The following is a 14,315-nucleotide window of genomic DNA, read 5'->3' as shown; positions in this document are numbered from 1 at the left end:
TCGGGTGCTCAAAAAATCGGGTTATGGGTTTTATTTAGGGATAAATATAGAGAATATCGCGCCGTGCGGCTCGTTGTCCGACACTTCTATGCTGCCGTGCGCCTGCGCCACGTGGCTGGCGACCAGATGCAGGCCGATGCCGTGGTCGCTTTTATCCGCTTTGGTGGTGACGCCCTGTTCAAACAGCGTATCACGAATCTCCTCGGCGATGCCGGTGCCGCGATCCGCCACCTCGATCACCAGCTCGTCGCTGCCGTCGCTGATATAAAGCTCGATCGCGTCGTGCGGGGCCGGGCAGTGCAGCGTCGCCTCCACCGCATTATCCAGCAGGTTGCCGACGATCGACATCAGTTCGGTCTCATTCAGCGCCGCCGGGATCTGCCGCAGCTGGCAGGCCGGATCGAAGCGCAGCTCGATGCCTTTTTCTCTGGCGCTGGAATATTTGCCCAGCAGCAGGCCGCACAGCGCCGCCGAACTGAAGCGCTGCGAGATGAAATCGAGGATCTCCTGCGCGCCCTCCGACTGGGCCTCCACGTAGCGGATGGCCTCGTCGTAGCGCTGCATATGCAGCAGCCCGGCCAGCGTGGCGGTCCAGTTCAGCTGTTCGTGGCGCATGATGCGCAGGTTGTCGGCATAGCGTTTCACCTGGCTGAGCTGGCTGCTCAGGGTATTGATGTCGTTCTTGTCGCGGAAGCTGATCACCCAGCCTTGCAGCTCCTGCTCCTGCATGATGCGCACCCGGCTGGCGATCACCCGCACGTGATTGAAGCGGCACACCTCGTCGTGCGTATCCTGGCCCAGCTGCGCGGCGGCGAAGAAGTTCGGCTGCGCCTGAATGACGTCGCCGATCGGCCGGCCCAGCAAGCCGGCGGCGGGTTGGTGCAGATCCAATAGCTCGCGCGCCGCATGGTTGATGGTGATGATCCGCATCTGCGGATCGATGGCGATCACCCCTTCATAGATGGCTTCCAGCAGCGCTTTTTGCTGGCGCACCAGCAGCGCGATCTCTTTCGGCTCCAGCCAGAACATCTGGCGCTTGAGGTTTTTCGACAGCAGCCAGGAAAAGACGAACAGGGCGATCAGCAGCAGGACGATGGAGCCGATAATTTGCGTCAGCGTCCTGGCATTTAAATTATCGATGTGCGATTTCAAATAGCCGACGGAAACGATGCCAATGACGCGATTATTTTCATCCAGGATCGGCGCCTTGCTGCGCAATGAAACGCCGATGCCGCCCTTGCGAATGGAAATAATGCTTTTCCCTTCCAGCACCTCTTTATTATCGCCGCCGATCATCGGCGTGCCCAGGCGGCCTTCATATTCGGAATGATAAAGATGGCGGGCGTGATTATCGCCGATGACGATATAACTGGCGTCGCTGCTGGCGCGGATTTTTTTCATCAGCGCGGCGATTCTGGCGGCGTCGTTGTTTTCCACCGCGTCGACCAGCGAAGGAATGAGGGCGATTTCCCGCGCCTGCACCTGCGCGCGGGCGCCGAGATCGCGGTGCAGTTGCGCATCCAGCTGGTAATAGGTGTAGGCGCCGATGCAGGTCAGCAGCATGCAGGAAAAGGCCACCAGGCACAGAAACAGCTTGATTTGAAATGAGAGTTTGAGCCGCATGGCGGAGCTTCACCGTAAAGAGATCCTGAAGCCTTACCCTATCACGAGAAGCGGGGTCTGTAATATTGTGCCCGATCAACTTGTGATCCCTCACACGGGATTAGAGTGAACCGGACGAGAATTGTTCGTCTGCGATAAAGTTGATAAGCTTTAAAATAAAAGCGGTATTAACTCCATTAAAACCACGCCGGTTTTTACATAATCTTAATTAACCCCATAGAAACCATAACCACCATTAAAAACCCTTTTTAACTTTGAACATAATCACAGCAGATAATCCGTGCGCTTCTCTATGATGGCTGAACAAACTAATAAGAGGCCAGATTATGAGCACAACAGATGATTCTTACCTCGTAGCCAAAGACAAGGCCGCCGATATTCCTCTGCGTGAGAAATGGTGGCGGATACTGGACAATTATAAAGTAGGGATTATTCCGTTACCGTTCTTTATTCTGGCCGGCGTATTGATTCTGCTCGACTGCCTGGAAGGCAAATTGCCGAGCGATATCGTGGTGATGGTGGCTACCCTGGCGTTCTTCGGTTTCGCCTGCGGCGAATTCGGCAAGCGCCTGCCGATGATCGGCAAAATGGGCGCGGCGGCGATCTGCGCCACCTTCATTCCTTCCGCACTGGTGCACTACGGCCTGCTGCCGGACGTGGTGGTGGAGTCGACCACCAAGTTCTACAAATCGACCAACATTCTTTATCTCTACATCTGCTGCATCATCGTCGGCAGCATCATGAGCATGAACCGCCAGGTGCTGATCCAGGGCTTCCTGCGCATCTTCATTCCGATGCTGTGCGGCGAGATCGTCGGCATGCTGGTGGGGATGGGCGTCGGCATGGCGCTGGGCCTGGAGCCGTTCCAGATCTTCTTCTTCCTGATCCTGCCGATCATGGCCGGCGGCGTGGGTGAAGGGGCGATCCCGCTGTCGATGGGCTACGCGGCGATCCTGCACATGGAGCAGGGCGTGGCGTTGGGGCGCATTCTGCCGATCGTGATGCTCGGCAGCCTGACCGCCATCGTCATCGCCGGCCTGCTCAACCAGTTGGGCAAGCGTTATCCGCACCTGACCGGCGAAGGCAGCCTGATGCCGAGCAAGCAGGGCGACAGCGACATGAACGCGGTGGAAAAAATCAGCGGCAAGGTGGACGTCAGCACCATCGCCTGCGGCGCGCTGCTGGCCATCCTGCTGTATATGGTGGGCATGTTGCTGCACCGTCTGATCGGCCTGCCGGCGCCGGTGGGCATGCTGTTCGCCGCCGTGGCGGTGAAGCTGGCGCATGGGGTGTCGCCGCGCATTCAGGAAGGCTCGCAGGTGGTGTACAAATTCTTCCGCACCGCCGTGACCTATCCGATCCTGTTCGCGGTCGGGGTGGCCATCACGCCGTGGCAGGAGCTGGTGGACGCGTTCACCGTACAGAATCTGATCGTGATCGTCACGACCGTCAGCGCGCTGGTGGCGACCGGTTTCTTCGTCGGCAAGAAAATCGGCATGCATCCTATCGATGTGGCGATTGTCTCCTGTTGCCAGAGCGGGCAGGGCGGCACCGGCGACGTCGCGATCCTCACCGCCGGCAACCGCATGTCGCTGATGCCGTTCGCGCAGATCGCCACCCGAATCGGGGGCGCTATCAACGTCTCGCTGTCGCTGCTGGTGTTGGCCAAGTTCTTCGTATAACTCCTATAAATCCTTAGCGTTACTTTGCCTTTCCCCGCCCCCGCGGGGATTTTTTTTTGCCCGCGCGCCGGCCGTACGCGCGGGCGGGGTGGATGGGGGTTATGCCGCCTGTTTCATGGCGGCGTCGTACCAGGCGAAGTAGCGCTCTACGCCGCGGCGGCCGGATTCGATCAATGCGCGTTTTTTCTCCTCGCTGATGCCGAACTCCAGCGTGCCGACGTCAAGCGTGTCGACATACACGGTGCGTTTCCAGTCGTCGCTGTCCAGGTGCACCTTGGTTTGGATGTCCAGCATCACGTTGGCCACCGCCAGGGTGAAATCAAACAGGTTGTTGACCTGCGTGCGCGGACCTGCCTGCCCGGCGGCCTGGGCGATTTCGCCGGCGGAGTCCAGGCGAAGGCCCAGCGTGCGGGTGTTGATGCGCTGGCTTGAAGCGTCGATGTAAGGCGGCGTGGCGGAGAAGTCATAGTCGAACAGCCGCACCGGGTAGTTGTCGATCATGCCGCCGTCGATGCACAGGTCGCCCAGGGTGTTGTTCTTCGCCACGAAGGCGAATGGGAATGACATCGAAATGCGCAGGCCGTCCGCCACTTTCATGCGCGGCGTAGTGCGATGCGAATAGACCTCGCGCTGGCCGCTGTTGAGGTTGGCGCCGATAAAGTAAATCGATTTGAACCCTTTCGCCGCTTTCATCGCTTCAAACTGCTCGAAGGTAATATCCGGCTTGCCGGTGTATTGCTTGATAATATCGCGCGACCATTGATAGAAATAATCGCCGGGCGCGATGCCGTATTGATTGAACAGGCGATAGGCATCGTGGAGCGTACCGAAAAAGCCGCCGTTATAATCGAGGAATTTTTTAAAATCCATCGCCGACAGAATTTTGGTTACGTCCGCCGAGCTGCAGCCCAAGCCGACCAGCAGCGCGGCGATAGCGCCCGCCGAGGCGCCGGAGGTTTGCTTGATCTGTGGCATGATGCCTTTGGCTTCCAGCAATTCCAGCGCACCGCCATAGGCGATGCCTTTTACGCCGCCGCCTTCAAAGACCAGATTTTCGAATTGATAGTTCATGATATTTCCTCACTCTTGGTTTAGGGAGTAAGAAAAATAACCAAGTGGCGAGCGAGAAAATATTGATTGGGGTTGTGTGAGTCGGCAAACAAAACTATTCATAATAAATATATTATTTATATATTTATTAAAGGCATTTATTACACAGGCGCATCGGGATTTTTGCGTCAATACTTAGCGCTGTTCAATTCTCGCAAGGAGTCATCATGTTCTGGAAACGTTGTCTGCTGGGCGCGGCGCTGGCCGTTATGTCATTACAGGCCGGCGCCGCCGCGCCGCAGGCCAAAACCCCGACGCCGGGAGTTTACCGCATCATGCTGGGCAGTTTTGAAGTGACCGCGTTGTCCGACGGCGTCATTCGCCTGCCGGCGGACAAACTGCTGCTGAACACCACGCCGCAGCAGATCGCCGCCGGGTTGGCCGAGCGGCATCAAAGCCTGCCGGTGGTCACCTCGGTCAATGCCTATCTGATCAATACCGGCGACAAGCTGGTGATGATCGACAGCGGCGCCGGCCAGCTGCTGGGCGACGGCCTGGGCAAGCTGGTGGATAATCTGCGCGCGGCGGGCTATCAGCCTGAGCAGGTGGATGAGATCTACCTGACTCATATGCACCCGGATCACCTCGGCGGCCTGACGCACGACGGCAAGGCGGTATTCCCCAATGCGGTGGTGCGCGCCGCCAGCCAGGATGCGGACTTCTGGCTGAGCGCCGAGCGGTTGAAACAGGCCAAGGCGCAGAACAAAGGCAATTTCGAAAAGGCCATGGCGGCGATCAAGCCTTACCAGGCGGCGGGGCACTTTAAACCGTTCAACGGCGACGGTGAGCTTTCGCCGGGCATCGCCGCCTTTGCCGCTCACGGCCATACGCCGGGCCACAGTGTCTATCAGGTGACCAGCCAGGGCAAAAAGCTGCTGTTGCTGGGGGATCTGATCCACGTGGCGGCGGTGCAGATGCCGCATCCGAAGGTGGCTATCAGCTTTGACAGCGACGCCAAGGCGGCGGTCGCTCAACGGCTGCGGGTGTTCAGCGACAGCGCGCGGCAGAACGAGCTGGTGGGCGGCGCACACCTGTCGTTCCCGGGATTGGGCTACCTGAACCGCCAGGGAGAAGGGTACAGCTGGGTGCCGCTGAATTACGGCGCGTTGTAACGGGGATGGCCGCCCGTTGGGCGACCATCGAACGAGTCCAGACGCATTGTTCGATAATTTGGGATGATGATGCCAGAGAATCGGGGCTTATTCGCCGCGATAAAGAGTGCATGATTAACGTTACCCTCGTCGTTTTCTTTAAGGATCTCCGATGAACCAGAAAACTCCCCCCGTCGCTATCGTCACCGGCGCATCGCGCGGCATCGGCGCCGCCATCGCCGAGCGTCTGGCCGCCGACGGCTTTACCGTCATCATTAACTATTCAGGCAACCCGGCGCCGGCCGATGAGCTGGTGCGCAAGATAGAACAGCGCGGCGGCCGCGCGCTCGGCGCCAAAGCCGACGTCAGCGATGCGGCCGCGGTCGCCCGGCTGTTCGACAGCGCCGAACAGGCATTTGGCGGCATCGACGTGCTGGTCAATAACGCGGGGGTAATTGCGTTGGCGCCGGTGGCGGACATGCGCGATGAAGACGCGGATCGCCTGATCGACATCAACCTGAAAGGCAGCTTCAACACGATGCGTGAAGCGGCGAAGCGCCTGCGTGACAACGGCCGCATCATCAACTTCTCCTCCAGCGTGGTGGGGCTGCTGCAGCCGGGGTACGGCATGTATGCCGCCAGCAAGGCGGCGATCGAGGCGCTGACCAGCGTGCTGGCGAAAGAGCTGCGCGGCCGCAATATCACGGTAAACGCCGTCGCGCCGGGGCCGACCGCCACCGGCTTGTTCCTCGACGGCAAAACGCCGGAGCTTATCGATCGGCTGGCGAAGATGGCGCCGCTGGAGCGGCTGGGCACGCCGGACGATATCGCCGCGGCGGTGGCCTTCCTGGCCGGCACCGACGGCGGCTGGATCAACGGCCAAACCCTGCGCGCCAACGGCGGCATCATCTGATTGACGACGCGCCGCCGCAGGATCGGGTATCCTGTGGCGGCACACATCACATCAAGGGCGGTTTATGGCGGGCGACAATCAGCAATCCCAGCACGGCGTAAGATCGCCCTGCGTCTGCCTGTGCCGCATCGACGACGAAACCCAGCAGTGCCGGGGATGCCGGCGCACGCGGGCGGAGATCGCTGCCTGGCCGACCGCCGGCGACGCGGAGAAACGCGCCATCTGGCGGCGGCTTGAGCTGCGTCAATCGGTGAAATAATCACCAGCATTATTGCGCTGCCAGATTTCATGTAGCACAATTGAGCTACATGTGATTGACCGATGTTGGGAGCGATTATGTCGACGACGACCATCCGTATTCCAGATGAGCTTAAAGCCCGCGTCACCGCCGTCGCCGAGCAGGCTGGCGTGACGACTCACAGCTTTATTTTGCAGGCAATAGCGGAGAAAACGCAGCAAGAAGAGTTGCGTCGCGACTTTGAGAATGAAGCGGAAAAACGCTATGCCAAGATAATTGCGACGGGAGAGACGGTCTCTTGGAAAGAGATGCGCGGTTATTTGGAAAATTACGCAGCGGGTAACACTGACGTTGTTAAACCTCCGGTTAAAAAATTGGGGCGCTGATGGCAAATGTCGAGTTGGCGCCAGAGGTCAGGGATGATATCGAACGTATTCTCGCTCATTTGGCTCACTATGGCGCTGCGGATTCAGGGCGGCGCATTCAGGAAATCATCCAGGCGATTGCGGTATTGGAACATAATCCATTGATCGGACGAGCCCTTGGCGCAGGGCTGCGTGAATTGATTATTGGGCAGCAAGCTCGCGGTTATTTGGCGCTCTACAAATATATCCCTGATATCGATACGGCGTTTGTTCTGGCGATCCGTAGTCAGAAAGAACAAGGGTATTGAATGCACGATACCGGCCTGAAAGACCGGTATCGTTGTCATGTCCTCAGAAATCCCAGTCCTCATCCTCGGTGTTGACCGCCTTGCCGATGACGTAAGACGAACCGGAACCGGAGAAGAAGTCGTGGTTTTCATCGGCGTTTGGCGACAATGCCGACAGGATAGCCGGGTTGACCTCCGCCATCGCCGGCGGGAACAGCGCCTCATACCCGAGATTCATCAGCGCCTTGTTGGCGTTGTAGTGCAGGAAGGTTTTCACGTCTTCCGTCCAGCCGACGCCGTCGTACAGCTCCTCGGTGTAGCGCACCTCGTTGTCGTACAGATCCTGCAGCAGATCGAAGGCGAAGTTTTTCACCTGCCGGCGCCGTGCGGCGTCCACTTTCTCCAGCCCTTTTTGGAATTTATAGCCGATATAGTAGCCATGCACCGCCTCGTCGCGAATGATCAGGCGGATCAGGTCGGCGGTGTTGGTCAGCTTGGCGCGGCTTGACCAGTACATCGGCAGGTAAAAGCCCGAATAGAACAGGAACGACTCGAGGAACACGCTGGCAACCTTCTTCAGCAGCGGATCGTCGCTGCGATAGTGCGCCAGAATGATGCCGGCCTTCTTCTGCAGCGCGCGGTTTTCCTCGCTCCAGCGGTAGGCGTCGTCCACGTCCGGCGTTTGGCACAGGGTGGAGAAGATTGAGCTGTACGAGCGGGCGTGCACCGCCTCCATAAAGCTGATGTTGGAGTACACCGCCTCTTCGTGCGGCGTCAGCGCATCGGCGATCAGGGCCGGCGCGCCGACGGTGTTCTGGATGGTGTCCAGCAGCGTCAGCCCGGTGAACACCCGAATGGTCAGCTGCTGCTCCTTCGGCGTCAGCGTGGCCCAGGAGGGGATATCGTTGGACAGCGGCACCTTCTCCGGCAGCCAGAAGTTGGAGGTCAGGCGGTTCCACACCTCCAGATCCTTGTCGTCTTCGATGATGTTCCAGTTGATGGCGCGCACCAGCGGCGCCGATGTTACGGTCGTCATAAGTTGCCTCACAGCGCGCAGGACACGCAGCCCTGCACCTCGGTGCCTTCCAGCGCCATCTGGCGCAGGCGGATGTAGTAGATAGTCTTGATGCCTTTGCGCCAGGCGTAGATCTGCGCGCGGTTGATATCGCGGGTGGTGGCGGTATCGCGGAAGAACAGCGTCAGCGACAGCCCCTGATCGACGTGTTGCGTGGCGGCGGCGTAGGTATCGATGATCTTTTCCGGGCCAATCTCATAGGCATCCTGGTAATACGCCAGGTTGTCGTTGGTCATGTAGGGCGCCGGGTAGTAAACGCGGCCGATCTTGCCTTCCTTGCGGATCTCGATGCGCGAAACGATCGGGTGGATGCTGGAGGTGGCGTTATTGATGTACGAGATGGAACCGGTCGGCGGCACCGCCTGCAGGTTCTGGTTGTACAGCCCGTGCAGCATCACCGACTGGCGCAGCGCGCGCCAGTCGTCGCGGTTCGGAATGGCGATGCCGGCGGCGGCGAACAGCTCGCGCACCCGCTCGGTCTGCGGCAGCCAGTCGCGCTCGGTATACTTATCGAAGTACTCGCCGCTGGCATAGCGGGAATGCTCAAAGCCGTCGAAGGCGCCGCCGCGCTCGATCGCCAGCCGGTTAGAGGCGCGGATGGCGTGATAGGCCACGGTATAGAAATAGAGGTTGGTGAAGTCGATGCCTTCTTCCGAGCCGTAGAAGATGCGCTCGCGCGCCAGGTAACCGTGCAGGTTCATCTGGCCTAAACCGATGGCGCGGGCGCTGCGGTTGCCTTCGGCGATCGACGGCACCGAGCGGATATCGCTCATGTCGGCCACCGCGGTCAGCGCGCGGATCGCGGTCTCGATCGCCTTGCCGAAGTCCGGCGCGTCCATGGTTTTGGCGATGTTCAGCGAGCCGAGGTTGCAGGAGATGTCCTTGCCGATGCGATCGTAGCTCAGATCCTCGTGATACGTGCTGGCGCGGTTGACCTGCAGGATCTCCGAACACAGGTTGCTCATGTTGATCCGCCCGGCGATCGGGTTCTCCCGGTTAACCGTGTCCTCGAACATCACATAGGGGTAGCCGGATTCGAACTGGATCTCCGCCAGCACCTGGAAGAACTCGCGCGCGTTGATGCGCGACTTGCGGATGCGCTTGTCGTCCACCATCTCGCGGTACTTCTCGCTGACGGCAATCTCCGAAAACGGCACGCCATACACCCGTTCGACGTCGTAGGGCGAAAACAGGTACATCTCTTCGTTGTTCTTCGCCAGCTCGAAGGTGATATCCGGGATCACCACCCCCAGCGACAGCGTTTTGATGCGGATCTTCTCGTCGGCGTTTTCGCGCTTGGTGTCGAGAAAACGCAGAATGTCCGGGTGGTGGGCGTTGAGATACACCGCGCCGGCCCCCTGGCGCGCGCCGAGCTGGTTGGCGTAGGAGAAGGCGTCTTCGAGCATTTTCATGATCGGAATGACGCCGGAGGACTGATTCTCGATGCGCTTGATCGGCGCGCCCACCTCGCGAATATTGCTCAGCATGAAGGCCACGCCGCCGCCGCGTTTCGACAGCTGCAGCGCGGAGTTCACCGCCCGGCCGATCGATTCCATATTGTCTTCGATGCGCAGCAGGAAGCAGGAGACCAGCTCACCGCGCTGGCGTTTGCCGCAGTTGAGGAAAGTCGGCGTGGCCGGCTGGAAGCGGCCCGAAATCATCTCCTCCACCAGATCCTGCGCCAGGGCGGTGTCGCCCGCCGCCAGCGTCAGCGCCACCATGCACACCCGGTCTTCGTAGCGTTCCAGATAGCGCTTGCCGTCGAAGGTTTTGAGCGTATAGCTGGTGTAGTACTTGAAGGCGCCGAGGAAGGTCTCGAAGCGGAATTTTTTGGCGTAGGCCTGCTGAAACAGCTGCTTGATAAACGGGAATTCGTACTGCGCCAGCACCTGCGGCTCGTAGTAGCCTTCCTCCACCAGATAGCGCAGCTTTTCCTCCAGGTTGTGGAAAAACACGGTGTTTTGGTTGACGTGCTGCAGGAAGTAGTGCCGCGCCGCCAGCCGATCTTTATCGAACTGGATCCGGCCTTCCGCATCGTAAAGATTGAGCATCGCGTTGAGCGAATGGTAATCCAGCGCGCCCGTTTCGGGCCTGGTCAGTTCTGTCGTTGCCAAAATGCGGTTACTCCCTGTCTAACGTTTTCAACGTCTTGCGTAGTGCCGAGCAGCTCAAAGCGGTATAAAAAAGGCACCTGGCATTTTTTGGCGATGATGTCGCCGGCGATGCCGTACGCCGCGCCGAAGTTGGTGTTCCCGGCGGCGATGACGCCGCGCAGGTATGAACGGTTTTGCGGAACGTTGAGAAAGCGGATCACCTGGATCGGCACCGCGCCGACGGCGCTGCCGCCGCCATAGCTGGGTACGATCAAGATAAAGGGGTGTTCCATCAGCAGCTTGCTGCGGGCGCCGGCGATCGGAATGCGGATCGCCGGCAGGCCCAGTTTCTCAACGAACCGATGGGTGTTCTCCGAGCTGCTGGAGAAATAAACCAGCGGATTCATCGGCGGGCCTCAGCAGGTGAGCGCCAGCGCGCCGATCTTGTCCGGCCGGAATCCGGACCAGTGATCGTCTCCGGCGATAATTACCGGAACTTGCTGATAACCTAAGGATTTAACGTGGTTCAGCGCCTGCTGATCCAGGGTGAGATCGACCACCTGATAATCAATCCCCTGTTTATCAAATGCGCGATAGGTGGCGTTGCACTGGACACAGTCCGGCTTACTGTAAATAATAATGCTCATGATTCGCATTTACCTTTAGGCTGAAGGAAAGGCGGACAAGTCAGATAACGGAGCATTGTTCCTGGCGTTTCTGACGGCGTTATCAACCGAACGACACTCCCTGCGGCTGACCTATAAAATACTATATGTTGATATTTATTTTATCAACCACGCCATATATGGTGTTTTGTAAGGGTGAAGGCGCAGACCGCGCCGGGGCTGGAAAAGGCGAGGGAAAAAATTTTTGCGGGTGAGAAATTCCCCCTCTCAGTGCAGAGGGGGGAAGAGAACGCATTACTGGCGCATGCTGACCGCCAGCCGGTTGAAGGCGTTCATGATGCTGATGGCGAAGGTCAGATCGGCGATCTCGGCATCGCTGAAGTGCGCCTTCAGCGCCTCGAAAGCGCTGTCCGGCGCGCCGGTGGCGGCGATCAGCGTCACCGACTCGGCCCATTCCAGCGCGGCGCGCTCGCGCTCGTTGAACTCATGGCTGACGCGCCAGCCCGCCAGCGTATCCAGCTTGGCATGGCTGAAGCCGCTTTCGCGCAGCGCTTTGCCGTGCATATCCAGGCAGTAGGCGCAGCCGTTGATCTGCGAAACGCGCATAAACATCAACTCGATGGTCGCCTTGTCCAGGGCGCCTTTCTCCAGCGCCATCAGCGCGCTCACCATATTTTTGTACGGGGCGGGCGCCAATTCGGCATAGTTCAAACGTTGCTTAATCATGGTCAACCTCAATCGGTAGTAACGAAATCATGGCGCTACTTTAGCGGCCTTATGGTCTATGCTATAGGGCCATAAAATGATTATTTAACCGGGCCATAATGCCAACTTTCCTGACCACGCTGCGGCTGGACAGCCGGCTCGCCGAACCGCTGTACCGGCAGATTTACCTGCGGATTAAAGACGCCATCGCCCAGGGCAGCCTGGCGGCGGGCAGCCGGTTACCCTCGGTGCGCGGGTTGGCGAGCGATCTGGGCGTGGCGCGCGCCACGGTGGAAAGCGCCTACGCGCAACTTATTGCCGAAGGTTTCTTGCAGAGCCGCGGGCAGGCGGGCACCTATGTTTCACCGCAACTGCCGCACGTGCCGCCGGGCGCGGTATCCGCCGCGCCGCCGCTGGCGACGATAGCGCCGGATCCGCTGCAGCCGCAGGGCATGCTGCAGCCTTTCCAGCTGGGCGTGCCGGCGCTGGATGCGTTTCCGCGGGCGCTGTGGCAGCGCATTGTCGCCCGCCGGCTGCGCGCTTCCACGGTGGTTTCCCTGGCGCTGCCGCCGGCCGGCGGCCTGCCTGAGCTGCGTGAGGCGATCGCCCATTATCTGCATTTGTCGCGCGGCATCAGCTGTCGGCCGGAGCAAATTTTCCTCTGCGCCGGTTATCCGGCGCTGTTGGACTGGGTGGTGGAGACGCTGTTGCACGCCGGCGACGCGGTATGGATAGAAGATCCCGGCTATCCGGTTACGCGCCCGCTGTTGCGGGCCGCCGGCGTCAGGCCGGTTGCCGTGCCGGTGGATGAACAAGGCATGGACGTGGCCGCCGGTATGCTCACGGCACCTGAGGCGCGGCTGGCGGTGGTGACGCCGACCCATCAAAGCCCGCTCGGCGTCTCGCTCAGCCTGGCGCGGCGCATGGCGCTGCTTGACTGGGCGCAGCAGCGCGGGGCCTGGATCCTGGAAGATGACTACGACAGCGAGTTTCGTTATCACGGGCGGCCACTGCCGCCGCTGAAGAGCCTCGATGTTCAGGGGTGGGTGCTGTACGCCGGCACCTTCAGCAAAACGCTGTTCCCGGCGCTGCGCATGGCTTATCTGGTGGTGCCCGTCGGTCTGACGGAGACATTCGCGCGCAGCAGTCGGCTGCGTGGCTGCGGTTGCCCGCCGCTGCTGCAGGCCGGCGTGGCGGATTTTATCCGGCAAGGGCATTTCTACCGCCATCTGAAACGCATGCGGCCGCTGTACCGCCAGCGGCGCGAGTGGCTGACGCAGGCGTTGGAACGGCAACTGGGGGCGTGGCTGAGGGTGGTGCCGCAGCAGGGCGGCATTCAGCTATTGGCCCGGCTACGTGACGGGGTGGCGGATACGCCGTTGGCGGCGCAAGCCTGGCGACTGGGGTTGGCGGCGCAGGCGTTGTCGGACTGGCGAATCGATCATCCGGCGGGGCAGGGGTTACTGCTGGGGTTTGCCAATTTCACTCGGCAAGAGGAGACGGAGCGGGCGGTGCAGGGGCTGGCGCAGCTGTTCAAACGCCTAAATTAAACGGCCCGCGATTTCCGCGGGCCAGACGCACATCTGTTTTATCTTTATGACTGCAGGGGTGTTAACGCCGGGCCAGCAGCACGCCGAGCACGATGCCGACGGCGGCACCGATCCCTACGCCCTGCCAAGGTTTGTCACGCACATAGCTATCGGCTTGATCAACCGCATCGCGCGCATGCTGTGTCAGACTGGTGGAGCCATTGAACCGCGCTCGCGCGTCGCGCAGCACGCCTTTCGCCTTGCTGTGCAGCTCTTTCAGTTCCTCTTTGGTCTTGTCACCGGACTCGCGCAACACTTCATCCAGCGTATCGGCCAACAGAGTGACGTCCTGATCGATATCGCGTTCTGTTCTTTCCGCTTTCTTAAACATTCAGCTCTCCATTTCGACACATGTCTCTTAAGTGTAGACCATGGCGCGATTTGCGTGGCCGATCACGGAAAAAAACCGCCGTCACGCAGGTGTTTGCCGGCGCCTGGGCTTTGTACATTTGGTTACTCGGCGAAACCAATCACTCACGGAAGCGGCAGTTTGATTCCACTAGTATCTGTTTCAACGGCTCCATCGGAGCTTACCGAAACAACACTCTGAGGATGTAAAGATGAAAAAAGTATTAGCGCTGATCGTTGCTGCCACTATGGGTCTGTCTTCTGTTGCTTTCGCTGCTGATACTGCAGCTACTGCTCCGGCTACCACCACCGCGCCAGCTGCGACCACCACTACCGCTGCGCCAGCGGCTGCCGCTGAAAAAGCGCCGGCTAAAGCAACGCACCACAAGAAAGCCAAGCATCACAAAAAAGCGCCAGCCCAGAAAGCGCAGGCCGCTAAAAAGCACCACAAAAAAGCGCCGGCTCAGAAAGCCCAGGCAGCTAAAAAACACCACAAAAAAGCGCCAGTGCAGAAAGCTCAGGCCGCTAAAAAACACCACAAAAAAGCCGGTAAAAAATCTTAATTAAGTG

At 59.5% G+C, this 14,315-nt stretch carries 16 protein-coding genes; 8 read left to right on the top strand and 8 right to left on the bottom strand.

What is annotated here, in order from left to right; genetic code table 11:
- Positions 1-30: 30 nt before the first annotated feature.
- Positions 31-1,623, bottom strand: coding sequence for an ATP-binding protein (locus ACJ8HN_RS19660; protein ID WP_442523843.1), 1,593 nt, complete (start codon positions 1,621-1,623; stop codon positions 31-33).
- A gap of 326 nt (positions 1,624-1,949) precedes the next feature.
- Here ACJ8HN_RS19660 and ACJ8HN_RS19655 point away from each other — a divergent pair, with 326 nt between their 5' ends.
- Positions 1,950-3,305 (top strand): 2-hydroxycarboxylate transporter family protein, encoded by a 1,356-nt coding sequence (locus tag ACJ8HN_RS19655; RefSeq protein WP_442523842.1) that lies wholly within the window; start codon positions 1,950-1,952, stop codon positions 3,303-3,305.
- Positions 3,306-3,404: 99 nt separating this feature from the next.
- On the opposite strand, the gene ACJ8HN_RS19650 is transcribed toward ACJ8HN_RS19655, so the two are convergent.
- A complete protein-coding gene (locus ACJ8HN_RS19650) occupies positions 3,405-4,376 on the bottom strand; it encodes a patatin-like phospholipase family protein (RefSeq protein WP_033649775.1) in 972 nt (323 codons plus the stop codon).
- A gap of 206 nt (positions 4,377-4,582) precedes the next feature.
- Here ACJ8HN_RS19650 and ACJ8HN_RS19645 point away from each other — a divergent pair, with 206 nt between their 5' ends.
- From ACJ8HN_RS19645 to ACJ8HN_RS19625, 5 genes are all read left to right on the top strand, one after another.
- Positions 4,583-5,527, top strand: a complete 945-nt coding sequence (locus ACJ8HN_RS19645) for an MBL fold metallo-hydrolase (protein WP_442523841.1) — start codon at positions 4,583-4,585, stop codon at positions 5,525-5,527.
- A gap of 151 nt (positions 5,528-5,678) precedes the next feature.
- Complete coding sequence (locus ACJ8HN_RS19640; RefSeq protein WP_049211740.1) at positions 5,679-6,419, top strand: SDR family oxidoreductase; 741 nt, start codon at positions 5,679-5,681, stop codon at positions 6,417-6,419.
- Between the two features lie 64 nt (positions 6,420-6,483).
- The gene (locus ACJ8HN_RS19635) at positions 6,484-6,678 is read left to right on the top strand and encodes a DUF1289 domain-containing protein (protein ID WP_442523840.1); all 195 of its coding nucleotides are present in this window, start codon (positions 6,484-6,486) and stop codon (positions 6,676-6,678) included.
- Positions 6,679-6,755: 77 nt separating this feature from the next.
- On the top strand, positions 6,756-7,043 hold the full coding sequence (locus ACJ8HN_RS19630) for a ribbon-helix-helix protein, CopG family (protein WP_039568721.1): 288 nt from the start codon (positions 6,756-6,758) through the stop codon (positions 7,041-7,043).
- Positions 7,043-7,330, top strand: coding sequence for a type II toxin-antitoxin system RelE/ParE family toxin (locus ACJ8HN_RS19625; protein ID WP_039568652.1), 288 nt, complete (start codon positions 7,043-7,045; stop codon positions 7,328-7,330). The genes ACJ8HN_RS19630 and ACJ8HN_RS19625 overlap by 1 nt, the downstream gene beginning before the upstream one ends.
- A gap of 43 nt (positions 7,331-7,373) precedes the next feature.
- Here ACJ8HN_RS19625 and nrdF read toward each other — a convergent pair whose 3' ends face one another.
- From nrdF to ACJ8HN_RS19600, 5 genes are all read right to left on the bottom strand, one after another.
- The gene (gene nrdF / locus ACJ8HN_RS19620; protein ID WP_033635683.1) at positions 7,374-8,345 is read right to left on the bottom strand and encodes a class 1b ribonucleoside-diphosphate reductase subunit beta; all 972 of its coding nucleotides are present in this window, start codon (positions 8,343-8,345) and stop codon (positions 7,374-7,376) included.
- An 8-nt stretch (positions 8,346-8,353) separates the two neighbouring features.
- The gene (nrdE, locus tag ACJ8HN_RS19615) at positions 8,354-10,498 is read right to left on the bottom strand and encodes a class 1b ribonucleoside-diphosphate reductase subunit alpha (protein WP_072265932.1); all 2,145 of its coding nucleotides are present in this window, start codon (positions 10,496-10,498) and stop codon (positions 8,354-8,356) included.
- Positions 10,480-10,884, bottom strand: a complete 405-nt coding sequence (nrdI, locus tag ACJ8HN_RS19610; protein WP_033649781.1) for a class Ib ribonucleoside-diphosphate reductase assembly flavoprotein NrdI — start codon at positions 10,882-10,884, stop codon at positions 10,480-10,482. The genes nrdE and nrdI overlap by 19 nt, the downstream gene beginning before the upstream one ends.
- A gap of 9 nt (positions 10,885-10,893) precedes the next feature.
- Entirely contained in the window at positions 10,894-11,124 is a 231-nt protein-coding gene (gene nrdH / locus ACJ8HN_RS19605; protein ID WP_033654333.1) for a glutaredoxin-like protein NrdH, read from the bottom strand.
- Between the two features lie 273 nt (positions 11,125-11,397).
- Positions 11,398-11,829 (bottom strand): carboxymuconolactone decarboxylase family protein, encoded by a 432-nt coding sequence (locus ACJ8HN_RS19600; RefSeq protein ID WP_041036428.1) that lies wholly within the window; start codon positions 11,827-11,829, stop codon positions 11,398-11,400.
- Positions 11,830-11,924: 95 nt separating this feature from the next.
- Between ACJ8HN_RS19600 and pdxR the strand changes: the two genes are divergently transcribed.
- Positions 11,925-13,358 carry a MocR-like pyridoxine biosynthesis transcription factor PdxR gene (gene pdxR, locus ACJ8HN_RS19595; RefSeq protein WP_442523848.1) on the top strand — a complete coding sequence of 478 codons (1,434 nt, stop codon included), beginning with the start codon at positions 11,925-11,927 and terminating at the stop codon, positions 13,356-13,358.
- Positions 13,359-13,419: 61 nt separating this feature from the next.
- Here the strand turns inward: pdxR and ACJ8HN_RS19590 are convergent, their stop codons facing one another.
- A complete protein-coding gene (locus ACJ8HN_RS19590; protein WP_004928950.1) occupies positions 13,420-13,728 on the bottom strand; it encodes a DUF883 family protein in 309 nt (102 codons plus the stop codon).
- Between the two features lie 229 nt (positions 13,729-13,957).
- Between ACJ8HN_RS19590 and asr the strand changes: the two genes are divergently transcribed.
- Positions 13,958-14,308, top strand: coding sequence for an acid resistance repetitive basic protein Asr (asr, locus tag ACJ8HN_RS19585; RefSeq protein WP_049232502.1), 351 nt, complete (start codon positions 13,958-13,960; stop codon positions 14,306-14,308).
- The last annotated feature ends 7 nt before the right edge of the window (positions 14,309-14,315 follow it).

It is taken from the genome of Serratia sp. CY29653 (assembly GCF_052169255.1).
In the GTDB taxonomy this organism is placed as follows: Bacteria; Pseudomonadota; Gammaproteobacteria; order Enterobacterales; family Enterobacteriaceae; genus Serratia; species Serratia sarumanii.
The sequence above is the reverse complement of the archived record's forward strand: the minus strand, read 5'-3'. Positions and strand labels throughout refer to the sequence as shown.

Coding starts and splice junctions, on each gene's coding strand:
- ACJ8HN_RS19660 (WP_442523843.1), bottom strand. CDS start 1,623: ATGCGGCTCAAACTCTCATTTCAAATCAAGCTGTTTCTGTGCCTGGTG.
- ACJ8HN_RS19655 (WP_442523842.1), top strand. CDS start 1,950: ATGAGCACAACAGATGATTCTTACCTCGTAGCCAAAGACAAGGCCGCC.
- ACJ8HN_RS19650 (WP_033649775.1), bottom strand. CDS start 4,376: ATGAACTATCAATTCGAAAATCTGGTCTTTGAAGGCGGCGGCGTAAAA.
- ACJ8HN_RS19645 (WP_442523841.1), top strand. CDS start 4,583: ATGTTCTGGAAACGTTGTCTGCTGGGCGCGGCGCTGGCCGTTATGTCA.
- ACJ8HN_RS19640 (WP_049211740.1), top strand. CDS start 5,679: ATGAACCAGAAAACTCCCCCCGTCGCTATCGTCACCGGCGCATCGCGC.
- ACJ8HN_RS19635 (WP_442523840.1), top strand. CDS start 6,484: ATGGCGGGCGACAATCAGCAATCCCAGCACGGCGTAAGATCGCCCTGC.
- ACJ8HN_RS19630 (WP_039568721.1), top strand. CDS start 6,756: ATGTCGACGACGACCATCCGTATTCCAGATGAGCTTAAAGCCCGCGTC.
- ACJ8HN_RS19625 (WP_039568652.1), top strand. CDS start 7,043: ATGGCAAATGTCGAGTTGGCGCCAGAGGTCAGGGATGATATCGAACGT.
- nrdF (WP_033635683.1), bottom strand. CDS start 8,345: ATGACGACCGTAACATCGGCGCCGCTGGTGCGCGCCATCAACTGGAAC.
- nrdI (WP_033649781.1), bottom strand. CDS start 10,884: ATGAATCCGCTGGTTTATTTCTCCAGCAGCTCGGAGAACACCCATCGG.
- nrdH (WP_033654333.1), bottom strand. CDS start 11,124: ATGAGCATTATTATTTACAGTAAGCCGGACTGTGTCCAGTGCAACGCC.
- ACJ8HN_RS19600 (WP_041036428.1), bottom strand. CDS start 11,829: ATGATTAAGCAACGTTTGAACTATGCCGAATTGGCGCCCGCCCCGTAC.
- ACJ8HN_RS19590 (WP_004928950.1), bottom strand. CDS start 13,728: ATGTTTAAGAAAGCGGAAAGAACAGAACGCGATATCGATCAGGACGTC.
- asr (WP_049232502.1), top strand. CDS start 13,958: ATGAAAAAAGTATTAGCGCTGATCGTTGCTGCCACTATGGGTCTGTCT.